This window comes from Streptomyces sp. NPDC007095, assembly GCF_040634475.1.
Taxonomy (GTDB): domain Bacteria; phylum Actinomycetota; class Actinomycetes; order Streptomycetales; family Streptomycetaceae; genus Streptomyces.
Genome location: NZ_JBEYFS010000272.1, coordinates 1 through 14,785, shown reverse-complemented (window position 1 = coordinate 14,785; position 14,785 = coordinate 1). Strand labels below are relative to the sequence as shown.

Here is a 14,785-nt window from a genome sequence, read left to right as displayed (position 1 = left end):
ACCGTAAGAACGCAAAGGAGAACGGACGTGTTTGAACGCTTGGCCTGCGGCGCGCGCCCGGCGCGCGCCGTGGTTGAACAGTTGAACTGTGGAGCCCTCGGAGGGATGGAAACCCTACGAAGTTGGGTAAAAACGCTGTGGCGTCACCACAGTTCATGATTCCCTCTAAACCACCGAAGCAGCCCTCGGATCGTCCCTTCCCCACAGGGCAGACCGGGCTGACCGGGCCGATCCCCCGTTACCGAGGTACCGACCGGGTGCGCCGGATCCCCACCTCCCTTTTTGCGTGCTAGCGGAGCCGACCCATGCTCACGACCCTGAACACCTCGTACACCGACACGCGCGCGGCCGACCTGGCTTGGGCCCTGGGGCGCGAACCGCTCCCCGCGCTCGCCACTCTCGACCTCGAACTCGACGGGGCGAGACTGCAGTTGCGGCTCCTCGGCGCGTCCCACCAGGTCCTCCTGGAGGAGGAGCGGGGCAGCTGTTCGGAAACCGTCGCGTGCATCGCCGGCAGCAGCACGCCGCTTCCGCTCGGGGTGGCCAAGCGGGTCGGCGACTGGGAGTACGAGTTCGCGGCGCGCGTCGAGACGCTCTCCTGCGGGTCCTTCGCGGGGCGGGCGCAGGAGTTGCTGGCCCTGGTCTCCGACCACCCCAACGGACTCGCCGGCGTCTTCCCCGGCAGCCCGCACGCCTTCACCGCGCTGCTCGCCCAGCGCCACGAGGGGCAGGTCCACTGGCGTACGTGGCACGCCTACCCGCAGGACGGCCAGCTGGTGGCGACGCGCACGAGGGTGGGGGTACGGGTGACGGCGGGGGTGCTGTGAGGGGTGGTGTTTCGGCTGCCGTTTCGCCTGCGTTTCGCCTGCCGCTTCGGCTGCCGAGGAACTCGTCATCAGCGCCGGACGCCACACCTCGGGGCGGCACTTCCACACGTGTGGGTGACGAAGCGTCGTGGTGGCGTGACGTAGCGTTCCACGCGTGATCGAACCGCACGCGCCTGCTCCCCCCGGCGCGCCGCCGCCCTGGGGCGTCCAGGGCCAGGCGCGGCTGCCCGTCCGCCCGGGCATCGGGCGGTTCCTGGTCCTCGCGGGCGTGTTCGTCTGCGCGGCCTGTGGACTCGTGTACGAACTCGAACTCGTCGCCCTCGCCTCGTACCTGATCGGCGACTCGGTCACCCAGGCCTCCGTGGTCCTCTCCGTGATGGTCTTCGCCATGGGCATCGGCTCCCTCGCCGCGAAACGCCTGCGCCCCCGCGCCGCGGCCGGCTTCGGCGCGGTCGAGGCGGCGCTCGCGCTGGTAGGCGGCTGCAGCGCGATGGCCCTGTACGCGGTGTTCGCGTGGACCGGCGACTGGGGCGGGGTCTGGACGAGCGGCTCGCGCTATCTCCTGGCGGCCTTCTCCCTCGCCATCGGCCTCCTCATCGGCGCCGAAGTCCCCCTCCTCATGGAGCTGATACAGCGCATCCGCCGCCAGGACCCGGGCGGTGCGGTGGCGGACCTCTTCGCGGCGGACTACGTCGGCGCCCTCGTCGGCGGCCTCGCCTTCCCCTTCCTCCTGCTCCCCCTCCTCGGGCAACTGGAGGGCGCGCTGCTCACCGGAACCGTGAACGCGCTGGCCGGCGGAGCCCTCGTACTGGGCCTGTTCCGCGGGGACTTGAGCCGACGCGGACGCTGGTTCCTGCTCATCGCCAACGTCCTGGTCCTCGCCCTGCTCGCCGCGGCCGCCGCCCACGTCGACGACTTCGAACGCGCGGCCCGGCGCGCCGTGTACGGCAAGGACGTACGGGTCGCCCTGCAGACCGGCGTGCAGGAGATCGTGCTCACCGGCGGCACGCACGGCCGTCCGCTCGACCTCTTCCTCGACGGACGCCTGCGGGTCAGCGGCCGCGACGAGCACCGTTACCACGAGGCGCTGGTCCACCCCGCGATGAACGGTCCCCACGCGCGCGTGCTCGTCCTCGGCGGCGGCGACGGACTCGCCACCCGCGAGGTGCTGCGCGACCCGGGCGTGCGCCGCGTCGACGTGGTCGAACTCGACCCGGGGGTGGTGCGGTTGGCGCGTACCGACCCGGCCCTGTCGGCGCTCAACGCTCACGCGTTCGGCGACCGGCGCGTGCACGTGTTCACCGCCGACGCCTTCGGCTGGCTGCGCGGGGCCGAGTCGACGTACGACGTGGTCATCTCGGACCTGCCCGACCCCGGGATCACGGCGAGCACCAAGCTGTACTCGCAGGAGTTCTACGGCCTGGCGCGCCGCGTCCTCGCCCCCGGCGGCCGCCTGGCCGTCCACGCGGGCCCCGTCTCCTCCCGCCCCCGCGTCTTCTGGACCGTCGAGTCCACACTCCGGGCGGCCGGCCTGCGCACCACCCCCTACTGCGTCGGCGGCCGGGACTCCGGTTTCGCGGCCGGCCCCGACCGCACGGCGGGCGCGTCGAGCGCTCCTCGCGACTGGGGCTTCATCCTGGCCTCCGTCAGGGGCACGCCCCCGCGCCTCGACCCGCACGGCCCACGCCTGCGTACGCTCACACAGCCGTCACTCACCGCCGACGCGCACGCCGCGTGGCGTACCCGCGTCAGCGGCCTGGCGCCCTCCACACTGGTCCATCCGCGCTACGCCGACTGAGACGGCGGACGGACGAATCCCCGGATACGAGGGTGCGGTGCGGGCCGTCCTGGGTAGGCTCGGCCGACATGGAGCATGAGGTGTTCGTTCCGGTTCAGGCCGAGCGGCTGAGGGAGGCGCTGGCCGATCCCGTACGGGTGGCCCGGGCGGTCCCCGGACTCCAGCAGGACGCCGGGACGCCGCCCGTCTCCGGGCGCCTGAAAGTCCGCGTCGGCGGCCACACCATCACGTACCGGGGGACGGTCCGGGTCACCGCCCGGGAGGACGGTTCGTACGCCGTCGATGGCGACGCCACCGAGGCGCGCGGCCCCGGCACCGTGAAACTCGCCCTCGTTCTCACCCTCTCCCCCTCCGACGGCGGCACGACCGTCACCATCACCGGAACCACCACAGCGGACGGCCGCGTGGCGGATCTCCCCCCGGACGCGGTGTCCGCGACCACGGGCCGCCTGCTGAACCGGTTCGTCGAGAACTTGGCGGAGGTGACTCAGACGCCACCGGGCACGGCCGAAGGGGAGCCGCAACGGGAGACCGAGCCGAAGAAGCCGGAGCCGGAGGTCGAGCCGGAAGCGGAGATCGAGCCCGCCCCGGAGGCCGAGCCCTCCGCCCTCTTCGAGGAGGAGGAACCGGCCCCGCCCACCCCGAGCCGTGTGAACAGGGAGGATGCCGTGGCAGAGGCGGCGCATGCGCGACGGACGATGATCGGCCGCAGCGCGGAGGAGGTGGACCACGCCCCGCCGCGTGGCCGCTACGCCCCCGTCCCGGCACCGGAGACCGCCGTCGGCCGCGCCACGCTCCGCTGGGCGGCCCCCGCCGCGGCCGTCGCCCTGGCCTCGGCCATCGCCGTCACCCGAGCCCTGCGCAAACGCCGCTGACCACAGCACCGGCCCCCACTCACCCGCAGCCGCATGGGGCGGTGAGTGGCGGTGGGGGCCGAGTGGGGAATCCGGCCCAGTAGGGTCAACTCCGTGAGTAACGAAGACATCACGCTGACCGCGGGCGACGCGGAAGTGACCGTCACACCGGGCAACGGCGGACGGATCGGCAGTCTACGAATCGGCGACGCCGAACTACTGCGACAGGGGCAGAAGTTCGGCTGCTTCCCGATGGTCCCGTGGTGCGGGAGAATCCGCGACGGCCGCTTCCTGGACGGCGCCACGGTCCAGCAGATGCCGCTCAACGCCCCACCGCACGCCATCCACGGCACCGCCCGGGACGGCGCCTGGCGCACCGCCCGCACCAGCAAGTCCGAGGCCGTGATCACGTACGACCTCGTGGCCCCCTGGCCCCACCCCGGCCGCGTCACCCAGCTCTTCACCCTGACCGAGGACGCCTTCACGGTCACGATGTCCGTGGAGACGTACGAGGACTCGTTCCCCGCCCAGATCGGCTGGCACCCGTGGTTCAACAGGAGCCTGGGCCAAGAAGACGTCCAGGTCGACTTCACCCCGGCCTGGCAGGAGGAACGCGGCGAGGATCACCTGCCCACCGGCCACCGCATCGAGCCGAAGCCCAGCCCCTGGGACGACTGCTTCGGCATGCCCGACGGCGTCGACGTCACGCTCACCTGGCCGGGGCAGCTGGAGCTGAAGGTGGCCAGCAGGGAGGAGTGGGTGGTGGTGTACGACGAGCAGGAGGCCGCCGTGTGCGTCGAACCGCAGACCGGCCCGCCCAACGGGCTGAACACCCACCCGCGCCTGGTCACCCCCATCGACCCCCTGGAGGCGACCATGACCTGGAGCTGGCGGCGCCTCTAAGCTGGCGGACATGAGTGACGTACGCGGCGCGCTGCTGCAGCAGATCAAGGACAAGGCCGTGGTGCACGGCAAGGTGACCCTCTCGTCGGGCAAGGAAGCCGACTACTACATCGACCTTCGCCGGATCACGCTCGACGGTGTGGCCGCGCCGCTCGTCGGTCAGGTCATGCTCGACCTGACCGACGAACTCGACTACGAGGCCGTCGGCGGTCTGACCCTCGGAGCGGACCCGGTCGCGACCTCGATGCTGCACGCCTCCGCCGCGCGCGGGAAGACGCTGGACGCCTTTGTCGTGCGCAAGGCCGGCAAGGCCCACGGCCTCCAGCGTCGCATCGAGGGTGCCGAGGTCAAGGGGCGCCGTGTCCTGGCGGTCGAGGACACCTCCACCACCGGTGGCTCGGTGCTGACCGCGGTGGAGGCGCTGCGCGAAGCCGGTGCCGAGGTCGTCGCCGTGGCCACGATCGTGGACCGGGACACCGGTGCCGCCGAGGCCGTCGCGGAGAAGGCCGGAGTGCCGTACCTCTTCGTCTACTCCAAGACGGATCTCGGCCTGGACTAGGGCCCGGCACGGGACCCCGCAGAAACTCGGGGTCCCGTATCCCGGACAGGGTGTCTGGAGCATCCGGCCAAGTCTGGAAAGATGGGGCCGACGATGACGTCGCCCCCCTAGGTCAGGGCCGTAAGCACCAGTCCCGTCGTGCCGCAGCAGCGGTACGCAGACCCGCACATACAAGGAGCGGACAGATGCCCATCGCAACCCCCGAGGTCTACAACGAGATGCTCGACCGGGCGAAGGCAGGCAAGTTCGCCTACCCGGCCATCAACGTGACCTCCTCCCAGACCCTGCACGCTGCACTGCGCGGCTTCGCGGAGGCGGAGAGCGACGGCATCATCCAGATGTCCACCGGTGGTGCGGAGTTCCTCGGCGGCCAGCACAAGAAGGACATGGTGATCGGCGCCGTCGCGCTCGCCGAGTTCGCGCACATCGTCGCCGCCAAGTACGACATCACCGTCGCGCTGCACACGGACCACTGCCCCAAGGACAAACTGGACACGTACGTCCGTCCGCTGCTCGACATCTCCGCCGAGCGCGTCGCCAAGGGCGAGAACCCGCTGTTCCAGTCGCACATGTGGGACGGCTCCGCCGAGACCCTCGCCGACAACCTGGCCATCGCCCAGGAGCTGCTCGCCAAGGCCGCCGCCGCGAAGATCATCCTCGAGGTCGAGATCACCCCGACCGGTGGTGAGGAGGACGGCGTCAGCCACGAGATCAACGACTCCCTCTACACCACCGTCGACGACGCGCTGCGCACCGCCGAGGCCCTCGGCCTGGGCGAGAAGGGCCGCTACCTGCTGGCCGCGTCCTTCGGCAACGTGCACGGCGTCTACAAGCCGGGCAACGTCGTCCTGCGCCCCGACCTCCTGAAGGAGCTGAACGACGGCGTCGCCGCCAAGTACGGCAAGCCGTCCCCGTTCGACTTCGTCTTCCACGGCGGCTCCGGCTCCACGGCCGAGGAGATCGCCACCGCGCTGGAGAACGGCGTCGTGAAGATGAACCTCGACACCGACACCCAGTACGCCTTCACGCGTCCGGTCGCGGACCACATGTTCAAGAACTACGACGGTGTCCTGAAGGTCGACGGCGAGGTCGGCTCCAAGAAGACCTACGACCCGCGCACCTGGGGCAAGCTCGCCGAGGCGGGCATGGCGGGGCGCGTCACCGAGGCGTGCGAGATGCTGCGCTCCGCGGGCAACAAGCTCAAGTAGTCACCCGGGTTCTCCCCGGTCCGTGCCGTACGAGAAAGGGCCCGGCACCCCACGGTGCCGGGCCCTTCCGTATGCTCCGAAGTATGGCTGCGCCTTTGCAGAAGACATCGGGCGAGGGAACCGGACCGGGTCCCGACGCGCGGATCTCCAGCTCCACCGGCAAGTGGATCCTGCTGACCACCGTCCTCGGCTCCAGCATGGCCATGCTGGACTCGACGGTCGTCAACGTCGCGCTGCCCACGATCGGCCGTGACCTGGGCACGGGCCTCGCGGCACTCCAGTGGACCGTGAACGCGTACATGTTGACCCTCGCGGGCCTGATCCTGCTCGGCGGGTCACTCGGCGACCGCTTCGGACGGCGCAGGATCTTCGTCCTCGGCGTGGTGTGGTTCGCCTCCGCCTCGCTGCTGTGCGGCCTCGCGCCGACCGGGGGCATACTGATCGCGGCCCGCGCCCTGCAGGGAATCGGCGGCGCACTGCTCACCCCCGGTTCGCTCGCGATCATCCAGGCGTCCTTCCACCCGGACGACCGGGCCAGGGCCGTCGGCCTGTGGTCGGGCTTCGGCGGCGTCGGTGCGGCGGTCGGCCCGTTCCTGGGCGGCTGGCTGGTGGACGGTCCAGGCTGGCGCTGGGTCTTCCTGATCAACGTTCCGGTGGCGCTGATCTGCGCCCCCATCGCCGTGCGCCACGTCCCCGAGTCGTCCGACGGCCGTGCGCACGGCCGGGGCTTCGACGTCCTGGGCGCCGTCCTGGGCGCCCTGGCGCTCGCCCTGGTGACGTACGCCCTGATCGAGGCCACGAGCGGTTCCGTACTGGTCTGGGTGTCGGCGGCCGGGGGCGTGGCGGCCGGCGTCGCCTTCGTGTACGTCGAGCGGCGCCGCCCCGACCCAATGATGCCGCCGGACATCTTCTCGTCGCGGCAGTTCACGGCCGTCAACCTCGTCACGCTGTGCGTGTACGCGGCCTTCGGCGGCTTCTTCTTCCTGACCGCGCTCCAGCTCCAGGTCGTGGCGGGCTACTCGGCCCTGGGCGCCGGTACGGCACTGCTGCCCACGACCGTCCTGATGCTGCTCTTCTCCGCCCGCTCCGGCGAACTCGCCCAGCGCATCGGCCCGCGCATCCCGCTCACCGTCGGCCCGCTGCTGTGTGCGACGGGCATGCTGCTCATGCTGCGGGTGGGCCCGCACGCCTCGTACCTCGGGGATGTGCTTCCCGCGCTGGTGGTGATGGGCGCGGGCATGGTGACCCTGGTCGCGCCCCTGACCGCGACCGTGCTCGCCTCCGTGGACTCCGGGCGGGCGGGCCTGGCCAGCGGGATCAACAACGCGGCGGCCCGGGCTGCGGGACTGATCGCGGTGGCCGCGCTGCCGCTGCTGGCCGGGATGGGCCCGGAGGCGTACCGCTCGGCGGACGCCTTCGACGCCGCCTTCCGGCGTGCGATGCCACTGTGCGCCGGGGTGCTGGTCGTCGGGGCGGTGCTGGCCTTCACGACCGTACGCCGCCCGGCCCCCGACTGCCGACGCCCCCAGTGCCGCACGCACGGCTGTGTGACGGCCCCACCACTGGAGCCTTCGCGCCCGCGCCCGTCCCAGTGAGACCGGAAGGCGGGGACAGGGACCGGGAGCAGGGTCCGGGGACCGGGAGCAGGGTCCGGGGACCGGGAGCAGGGTCCGGGTCCGGGTCCGGGGACAGGGTCCCGGGGGGCCTTGGGGCTGGGGGCGGCTGTTGGGGCCCGGGTTCCCCCGCTACGGCACAGATGGAAGGGTCACGGCCCGGTGCCCTGGGGAAGAACGGTGCTACACGCAATCGTGCGCTCTGTGCCGCCGCCGCTGTCTGAGTGACGGCGACACACACGTGGCAGCTGCGGTGACTACCGCTTCAGCTCGGTGTACGCCTCGGCGCTGCTGTCCTTGAGGAACTGCCAGCAACGCTCCGTCTCGTCCTTCTCGTTGATCTCGCCGGCGGCGCGAGCGAGGCCGGCGAGGCAACGCAGGAACCCGCGATTGGCCCGGTGGCTCCAGGGGATGGGGCCGTGCCCCTTCCATCCTGCTCGGCGCAACGCGTCCAGACCGCGGTGATAGCCGGTGCGCGCGTAGGCGTACGACTCGACCACTCGCCCCGCCTCGAAGGCGTCGTCGGCGAGCATCGCCCAGGCGAGCGAGAACGTCGGATGCTTCGCCGCGACTTCGGCCGGCGACAAGGAGTCCTCGCCCAGCAGGCGGTACGCGTCTTCGTTCTCCGGCAGGTACGTCGGCTCCGGGCCGCCGAGCAGGTTCTTGTGCGTAGTCATGGAAGCAGTCTGCCACTAGCGGACGGGCACTCGGGATGTCCGTGAGGAATATCAGACCCGGTCCGGGTGGAGGTGAGAACGGCGGTTGATGTGACCGTTCGCGGTGTGCGACGATCCGGCGCATGGAGGCACGACGGGGGTCCTCCGGGGCCGTACAGGTGGGCATCTACACCCGCATCAGCAAGGACGACGAGGCCGAGGGGTTGGGCGTCGCGCGGCAGGAGGAGGACTGCCGTCTGCACTGTGCTGCCCGGGGGTGGGAGGTCGCCAAGGTCTACGAGGACAACGATCTCTCCGCGTACAAGGCCAGGACGGTACGTCCGGAGTTCCGGCAGATGCTGGAGGACCTCAAGGCAGGGCGGATCGACGGGGTTGTCCCTTGGGAGATCGACCGCTTCACGCGCCGGCCGCGCGAACTGGAGGCGTGGATCGACGAGTACGAGGAGGCCGAGCGCCGCAACCGCCGGCTTGTCTTCGACTCCGTATCGGCCTCGGACATGGACCTGTCCACGGAGAACGGCCGGTTTGTCGCGCGGATCAAGGTCACCATCGCCGATAAGTCCTCGGCGGACACCTCGCGGCGTACGAAGCGCAAGCACCTGGAACTGGCGGCGCAGGGCAAGCTCCCCGGCGGCCGGGCACCGTACGGGTGGAACCGCGAGGACCGCAGGACGCTGGTGCCGGAAGAGGCCGAGAACCTCCGCAAGGCGGGGAGGGACTTCCTGGGCGGCATCCGCTGGGCGTCGATCGCGCGTGAGTGGCGGGACAAGGGGGTCCGGTCGCACAGCGGCGGTTTCTTCGACGACTCCAAGATCAAGCGGATGCTGCTGAACCCGCGGATCTGCGGCTACCGGATGCACCGGGGCGAGTTGTTCCTGGACGAGCGCGGTGAGCCCGTCGTCGGTGACTGGGAGCCGATCATCGCCACCGACGACTGGTACCTGCTCACGGAGAAGGTCCGGAGGGAGTCGGAGGGACGGGCCGTACGGGACTACGCCACGAAGTACCTGCTGTCGGGCATCGCCCGGTGTGGAAGGTGTGGCGCCAGGATGCGGGCCTTCCCGTCGTACCGGAAGTCGAAGACGTCATCGCGGTTCAGGTACGCGTGCCCCGGCAGGAACGACGGGGGATGCGGGGGAGTGGCCAGGACAGGCGAACCGGTCGACCGCCTCATCAGGAACGCCGTGTTCCTCAGCTCGGACAAGGCGCTGTCGAACGTCCGTGAGCGCGCGCCGGAATGGACCAAGAAGGAGCAACTGGCCTCCCTGGAAAGGGATATGGCCGAGTTCAAGCAAGCGTGGCAGGAGAAGCGCATGTCGGCCGCTCGCTACATCGCCCTCACCGAGGACCTGGAGAAGCAGATCGCGGAGCTGCACCGGGAGCGAGCCCTGTACCGCGCCGAGGCCGCGACCTTTTCGGCCGGCCCCATCGACATACGGGAGCGGTGGGAGGAGCTGACGATCGAGCAGCAGCGCGCAGCCGTCATCGAGGTCTTCCGCGCGGTCATCATCAAGCCCGCCTCCAACGGGCCGATCTTCGACCCGGCGGACATCGAGCCGGTGCTCAGATGACAAACGGAAGCCGGGCCCCAAGGCGGCTGGGGGCCCGGCGAGGAAGGCCCCGACGGGCAGGCCTCCGCCCCGGGGTGGCGGCGGCTCTCGGGCACCAGGGGGCGCCCGTGGGGGAACAGCCCGTCGACCCCGCCGGTCGCGCTGCCGCGTGCTGCCGACGCCGCCGTGCTGCAGCGTCGACGAGAAGCCGACATCCTCGCCAAGGCCCGATCGCTGAACATCGCCGCCGCCCACTCCGCCGGCGCCGTCGTCATGTCCCACATCCACGGCGACCGCGCCCTGCCGACCGGCGCACCGAGCTCGACGACTACGACGACTACGACGACTACGACGACTACGACGACGAGCTGACCGCCCTCCGAGGCGAGGTTGCCAAGATCGGCACCGACATCAACCAGATCGCCGAGAAGCTCAACTCCGGCGGCCGTCCGCACCCTGGGGACACCGCTCTCCTGGCCCGGGCCGAACGCACCCCGACCGTCGTCGGCACTGCCGTCCGCCACATCGCGACGGCCGCGAACCAGGCCGTCACCAAGAAGACGGCCTGATGATCGCGAAGATCAGCAGCGGCAAGGACACCGCAGGCTTGATCCGGTACCGCGCCCCCGAGAGGCACACGGCGGAGCGGATCGGAAGCCGGTCTGCGCCTCGATCGCCGATCTGGAGGAGCTGGGCCCACCGCCGGCCTCGTCCGTCAGCCGTCGTGCTGCGTGGCCGTCTTGGAGTAGTTGTCGTGCCAGGCGGCCTTGGCGCCCGAGTCGCCGATCCGGTAGACGTCCACCACAGCACCGACCGCGACGGCGAGGGAAAGCACCACGACCGCGCCCCGAAGCAGTACCGGGGGTGACCACGAGGTACCCGTCGTGCCGTCCGCGGCGGGCGCCGAGCGGCGGGCCGTCCACCAGACGACGGCCGAGATCAGGAAGAGGCCGAGAGCCCACGGCAGCAGGCCGTCGCCGAGTTCGGCGTGCTTGCGCACCAGCGGGTCGCTGCCGACGTGTTCTTCCAGCCACTCTCCCGCGTGTGTGGCCACCGGCACGCTCGCCAGCGTCACGAGCGCGAGGATGGGCAGCATCAGGCCGAGCCGCCGGGCGCCGCCGGGCCAGGCCGCGCACACCACGAGTGCGAGAGCGCTCAGAGGCACGAGCACGATGACGAAGTGCACGAACAGGACGTGTGCGGGTAGTCCGTTGACAACAGTGAGACTCATGAGGGTCTTCTCCATGGGGGGCGGACCGTGCGTGCGTGGACTGGATCCCCAGTCGGCACGGAGGAACCGCGGCACTTTTTCACAGGGACCTCTCAGTTGCCTCTGAGCCCCATCGGGATCATTGACCCCATGGGTCCCAGGCGGTACGGCTGAGGGAGCGAGTGAGAAGTGGCTCTCCTCCTCCTGGCTGAAGTGCAGGCGGAGGGAATGGAGCTGCTCCAGCCGGACGATCTCCGCACAGGTACTGGTCCGCGCGGTGGCGGCCGGTACCGTGCCGGCGGCCCACCAGGCGTCGGCGACGCCCCGGCTTCCGGCCGCCCAGGCGATTCCCCCGCCGAGCAGGGCGGCCGCCGTCGTGGCCGGCGGCGCCGGTTCGAGCAGGTGACGGACATCCCGGGCCTTCGGCCTCTGCCCCTCTCCGGTGTCTTCGATGTGCGACACGGCAGCGGTCCTCCGGCTTCTCCAGGTATGTCACTCCGCCGGGCGCGGCAGTGTCCACCGGGTGTCCGTGCAACCGCGCGCACAGGCGTGGACGGCAGGGCCGCACAGTCCGCAGCGATGGGCCTGTCGGCCCATCCGGGCGCGGGTGGCGGAATCGTACGATGTCGGTGTGCGTGTGCTGGTGGTCGAGGACGACCCGGGGATCGCCGCATCCCTGGTGCTGGGCCTGGAGCGGGCCGGCTACCAGGCGCGCAGCGTCGACACCGGGCGGGAAGCGCTCACGGCGGTCCCGGAGCCCGATGTGGTGCTGCTGGACCTGGGTCTGCCCGACCTGGACGGTGTGGAGGTCTGTCGGCGGATGCGGAGCCGCTCCGGTGCGGCGATCATCGTGGTGACGGCGCGCGGGGAGGAAGCCGACCGGGTCGCGGCCCTCGACGAGGGCGCCGACGACTACCTGGTCAAGCCGTTCGGCCTGGCGGAGCTGCTGGCGCGGATCCGGGCCGTGCTGCGCCGTGTCCAGCCGTCCGACGCCGAGCTGCTGCGGCACGGCCCCCTCGCGGTGGACCTGCGGACCCGCAAAGTGACCGTCCGTGACCGTGAAGTCGCGCTCACGCCGAAGGAGTTCGACATCCTGGAGTGTCTGGCCACTGATCCGGGACGGGTGGTCACCCGGCAGGAGGTCCTGGAACGCGCCTGGGACGCGCACTGGTACGGCCCCACCAAGGTGCTGGACGTGCACATCGCGGCGCTGCGCCGCAAGCTCGGCGTACCCGGGCTGGTGGAGACCGTGTACGGCCGGGGCTTCCGCCTCGGCGTACCTGAGCCGGGCCAGGACCCGAACCTCGGTGCGCGATGACCCGCCGTATCGCACTGGCCTTCATGGCGCTGATCATCATGCTGCTGGTACTGGCGGTGGTGCCGCTGGGGCTGTCCATGACGCAGCGCGAGCGCACTTCCTTTCGGGACACGACCGAGGCGGCGAACCGGACGATCGCCGCCGCGGCCGAGGAACACCTGTCGGACCATCGTTCCCCTGCCTCCATGCGACGGTTCCTGGAACAGGCCGAGCGGGCAGGGGACTGCGCCGCTGTCTTCGACGCGGCGGGGCGGACCGTGGCGGCCACCGGGTGTCCCGGGCGAACAGGTGTTGGCGATGAGGACGATGAGGCCGCCGACAACTGGGGCGACCTGGCGCACCAAGTGCTCGTCCACCCGGAGACGGCCACGCGTGAGCGGGACGACCGGCTGGTCGTCGCGGTGCCGATCGGCGACACCACGCATCCGGTCGGGGTGGCGGTGCTGTCCCGGTCGGCGGAGGGCATGAACGACCGGATCGGCGCGATGTGGGGGCGGCTGGCGCTCATCGGCGCCGGCGGCCTGCTGGCGGGCGTGCTGTTGTCGGTGGCGCTGGCCCGCTGGGTCGGGCGCCCGCTGCGGGCCGTGGACGCCGCCGCGCTGAGGCTCGGCGAGGGCGCGCTGGACGTACGGGCGCCGGGCGGGCGTGGGCCGCAGGAGGTGCGCAGGCTCGCCTCGACCTTCAACACCATGGCGGCACGCATGGAGGCCCTGATCCACGGCCACCGGGCGGTCGTCGCCGACGTCTCGCACCAGCTGCGCACGCCGTTGACCGCGCTGCGGCTGCGGCTCGATCTGCTGGCGGCGGGCGCCGACGACGCCGCGGCGGCGGAGTTCGCCGGCGCGCAGGAGGAGATCGTCCGGCTGTCCCGGCTGGTGGACGGGCTGCTCGCGGTGGCCCGCGCGGAGACCGCGGTGCCCAGGCCGGTTCCGGTCCGGGTGGACCAGGTGGTGGTCGAGCGGGTCACCGCATGGGAGCCGGTGGCACGGGAGCGGCGGGTGTCGCTCGTCGGCCACTGCGGCGCCGGGCTGACGGCGTACTTGGGAGCGGGGGATCTGGAGCAGGTGATCGACAACCTGGTGGCCAATGCCCTGGACGCGGTGGGTGAGGGCGCGGCCGTACGTCTCGAGGGGGAGGGGAGGCGCGAGCGGGTGCTGCTGCGGGTGGTGGACGACGGCCCTGGGATGAGCGCGGCGGCGCGCGAGGCGGCCTTCCGGAGGTTCGGCAATCCCGAGGCGTCCGATAGCGGCCTGGGGCTGGCCATCGTGCACCGGCTGGTCACCGCCAACGGCGGCACCGTACGGCTTCAGGACACGGCGGGCGGGGGGCTGACCGTCCTGCTGGAACTTCCCGCGCTGCCGTCGCAGGAGCCGTCGCGCGGCCCGCGGGCGGGATCTTAACCGCTTCTGAAGAACTCCTGAACCGGTTCCCGACGGGCCGCCGGGCAGCCTGGTCAGTGGGACAACCGGCCTCCTAGCGAGGAGTTCAGCCATGCCTCTTCCCGAGCAGCCCGCAGCCGCCGACCGATCCGTGGATGACGCCGTCCGGCGCCGCGAACGAGGGCTGAGGCGCGTGAGCGAAACGACCCGTTGGGTGGCGGCCGCGGCCGTCGCGGGCACCGCCGTACTGGGCGCAGGGTACGCGCACGCACTCCCCGGCATCGCCCTGCCCGCAGGGTCCGCCCACCGAGGCAGCGGCACCAGTACGGGCACGAGCGGCGGCCTCCAGCCCGCCGGGCAGGCGCCCGCGCCGACCGGGCAGGCGCCGCAGACCCAGTCGGGTGCGTCGTGAGCGCCACGTCGGCGGGCACCCCTGGTCAAACCGGAAACACCATGAAGACCAAGTTGCCGGCTCCAACCGCTCGCACCGCCACCACCCGCTCGGCCCACCCGGAGCCCGCCGCCGCGGTCTTCTCCGCGCTGGGCACCACAGCCGCTCTGCTCACCGCGGACCCGGCCCGCGCCCAGGACGCACTGCTGGTCCTGCGGGCCGAGCTGGCCGCCGTCGACGCGGCGTGCAGCCGGTTCCGCCCCGACTCCGAGCTGTCCCGCGCCAACTCCGCCGCGGGCACCGGGCCCGTACCGGTGAGCGCCGTGCTAGCCGAGGCCGTGGAGACGGCCCTGCGCGCCGCCGAACTCACCGACGGTGCCGTCGACCCCACGGTGGGCCCGGCTCTCGCCCAGATCGAGCGTGAAGTTGCCGTGCGGCTTGGTGGTGTAGAGGGTGACGGCGCGAATGCCGAGGGTGGTGTCCACGACACGGGTGTCC

General features: G+C 71.5%; 15 protein-coding genes. 13 read left to right on the top strand and 2 right to left on the bottom strand.

The window, feature by feature from the left end; genetic code table 11:
• Positions 1–305: 305 nt before the first annotated feature.
• The 7 genes from ABZ656_RS50330 to ABZ656_RS50300 all read left to right on the top strand — a co-directional run bounded on the left by ABZ656_RS50330 (position 306) and on the right by ABZ656_RS50300 (position 7,744).
• A complete protein-coding gene (locus ABZ656_RS50330; RefSeq protein WP_101399480.1) occupies positions 306–827 on the top strand; it encodes a DUF2617 family protein in 522 nt (173 codons plus the stop codon).
• A 154-nt stretch (positions 828–981) separates the two neighbouring features.
• Positions 982–2,625: a polyamine aminopropyltransferase gene (locus tag ABZ656_RS50325; RefSeq protein WP_101399482.1), complete on the top strand. Its 1,644-nt coding sequence runs from the start codon at positions 982–984 to the stop codon at positions 2,623–2,625.
• A 68-nt stretch (positions 2,626–2,693) separates the two neighbouring features.
• Complete coding sequence (locus tag ABZ656_RS50320; RefSeq protein ID WP_101399484.1) at positions 2,694–3,500, top strand: SRPBCC domain-containing protein; 807 nt, start codon at positions 2,694–2,696, stop codon at positions 3,498–3,500.
• Between the two features lie 93 nt (positions 3,501–3,593).
• Positions 3,594–4,382, top strand: a complete 789-nt coding sequence (locus tag ABZ656_RS50315) for an aldose epimerase (protein WP_101399486.1) — start codon at positions 3,594–3,596, stop codon at positions 4,380–4,382.
• Positions 4,383–4,392: 10 nt separating this feature from the next.
• Entirely contained in the window at positions 4,393–4,941 is a 549-nt protein-coding gene (pyrE, locus tag ABZ656_RS50310; protein WP_101399488.1) for an orotate phosphoribosyltransferase, read from the top strand.
• A 185-nt stretch (positions 4,942–5,126) separates the two neighbouring features.
• Entirely contained in the window at positions 5,127–6,149 is a 1,023-nt protein-coding gene (gene fbaA, locus ABZ656_RS50305; RefSeq protein ID WP_097285598.1) for a class II fructose-bisphosphate aldolase, read from the top strand.
• An 83-nt stretch (positions 6,150–6,232) separates the two neighbouring features.
• The gene (locus tag ABZ656_RS50300; protein WP_360278348.1) at positions 6,233–7,744 is read left to right on the top strand and encodes an MFS transporter; all 1,512 of its coding nucleotides are present in this window, start codon (positions 6,233–6,235) and stop codon (positions 7,742–7,744) included.
• Between the two features lie 275 nt (positions 7,745–8,019).
• Here ABZ656_RS50300 and ABZ656_RS50295 read toward each other — a convergent pair whose 3' ends face one another.
• Positions 8,020–8,439: a DUF3151 domain-containing protein gene (locus tag ABZ656_RS50295; RefSeq protein ID WP_101399490.1), complete on the bottom strand. Its 420-nt coding sequence runs from the start codon at positions 8,437–8,439 to the stop codon at positions 8,020–8,022.
• A 122-nt stretch (positions 8,440–8,561) separates the two neighbouring features.
• On the opposite strand from ABZ656_RS50295, the gene ABZ656_RS50290 reads away from it, so the two are divergent.
• Entirely contained in the window at positions 8,562–10,010 is a 1,449-nt protein-coding gene (locus ABZ656_RS50290) for a recombinase family protein (RefSeq protein WP_360278344.1), read from the top strand.
• Between the two features lie 107 nt (positions 10,011–10,117).
• On the top strand, positions 10,118–10,558 hold the full coding sequence (locus tag ABZ656_RS50285) for a hypothetical protein (RefSeq protein ID WP_360278341.1): 441 nt from the start codon (positions 10,118–10,120) through the stop codon (positions 10,556–10,558).
• Positions 10,559–10,704: 146 nt separating this feature from the next.
• Here the strand turns inward: ABZ656_RS50285 and ABZ656_RS50280 are convergent, their stop codons facing one another.
• The gene (locus ABZ656_RS50280; protein ID WP_180361977.1) at positions 10,705–11,220 is read right to left on the bottom strand and encodes a DUF2231 domain-containing protein; all 516 of its coding nucleotides are present in this window, start codon (positions 11,218–11,220) and stop codon (positions 10,705–10,707) included.
• Between the two features lie 610 nt (positions 11,221–11,830).
• Here ABZ656_RS50280 and ABZ656_RS50275 point away from each other — a divergent pair.
• The 4 genes from ABZ656_RS50275 to ABZ656_RS50260 form a co-directional block, all read left to right on the top strand.
• Complete coding sequence (locus tag ABZ656_RS50275; RefSeq protein ID WP_360278336.1) at positions 11,831–12,517, top strand: response regulator transcription factor; 687 nt, start codon at positions 11,831–11,833, stop codon at positions 12,515–12,517.
• On the top strand, positions 12,514–13,917 hold the full coding sequence (locus tag ABZ656_RS50270; RefSeq protein WP_360278333.1) for a HAMP domain-containing sensor histidine kinase: 1,404 nt from the start codon (positions 12,514–12,516) through the stop codon (positions 13,915–13,917). The genes ABZ656_RS50275 and ABZ656_RS50270 overlap by 4 nt, the downstream gene beginning before the upstream one ends.
• 172 nt (positions 13,918–14,089) lie before the next feature.
• Positions 14,090–14,308: a hypothetical protein gene (locus ABZ656_RS50265; RefSeq protein ID WP_360278330.1), complete on the top strand. Its 219-nt coding sequence runs from the start codon at positions 14,090–14,092 to the stop codon at positions 14,306–14,308.
• A 41-nt stretch (positions 14,309–14,349) separates the two neighbouring features.
• A partial coding sequence (locus ABZ656_RS50260; RefSeq protein ID WP_360278327.1) for an FAD:protein FMN transferase occupies positions 14,350–14,785 on the top strand: 436 nt, incomplete at its 3' end.

Excerpts from the sequence above, each read along its gene's own strand:
- ABZ656_RS50330 (WP_101399480.1), top strand. The coding sequence starts at position 306 with ATGCTCACGACCCTGAACACCTCGTACACCGACACGCGCGCGGCCGAC.
- ABZ656_RS50320 (WP_101399484.1), top strand. The coding sequence starts at position 2,694 with ATGGAGCATGAGGTGTTCGTTCCGGTTCAGGCCGAGCGGCTGAGGGAG.
- pyrE (WP_101399488.1), top strand. The coding sequence starts at position 4,393 with ATGAGTGACGTACGCGGCGCGCTGCTGCAGCAGATCAAGGACAAGGCC.
- fbaA (WP_097285598.1), top strand. The coding sequence starts at position 5,127 with ATGCCCATCGCAACCCCCGAGGTCTACAACGAGATGCTCGACCGGGCG.
- ABZ656_RS50300 (WP_360278348.1), top strand. The coding sequence starts at position 6,233 with ATGGCTGCGCCTTTGCAGAAGACATCGGGCGAGGGAACCGGACCGGGT.
- ABZ656_RS50295 (WP_101399490.1), bottom strand. The coding sequence starts at position 8,439 with ATGACTACGCACAAGAACCTGCTCGGCGGCCCGGAGCCGACGTACCTG.
- ABZ656_RS50290 (WP_360278344.1), top strand. The coding sequence starts at position 8,562 with ATGGAGGCACGACGGGGGTCCTCCGGGGCCGTACAGGTGGGCATCTAC.
- ABZ656_RS50280 (WP_180361977.1), bottom strand. The coding sequence starts at position 11,220 with ATGAGTCTCACTGTTGTCAACGGACTACCCGCACACGTCCTGTTCGTG.
- ABZ656_RS50270 (WP_360278333.1), top strand. The coding sequence starts at position 12,514 with ATGACCCGCCGTATCGCACTGGCCTTCATGGCGCTGATCATCATGCTG.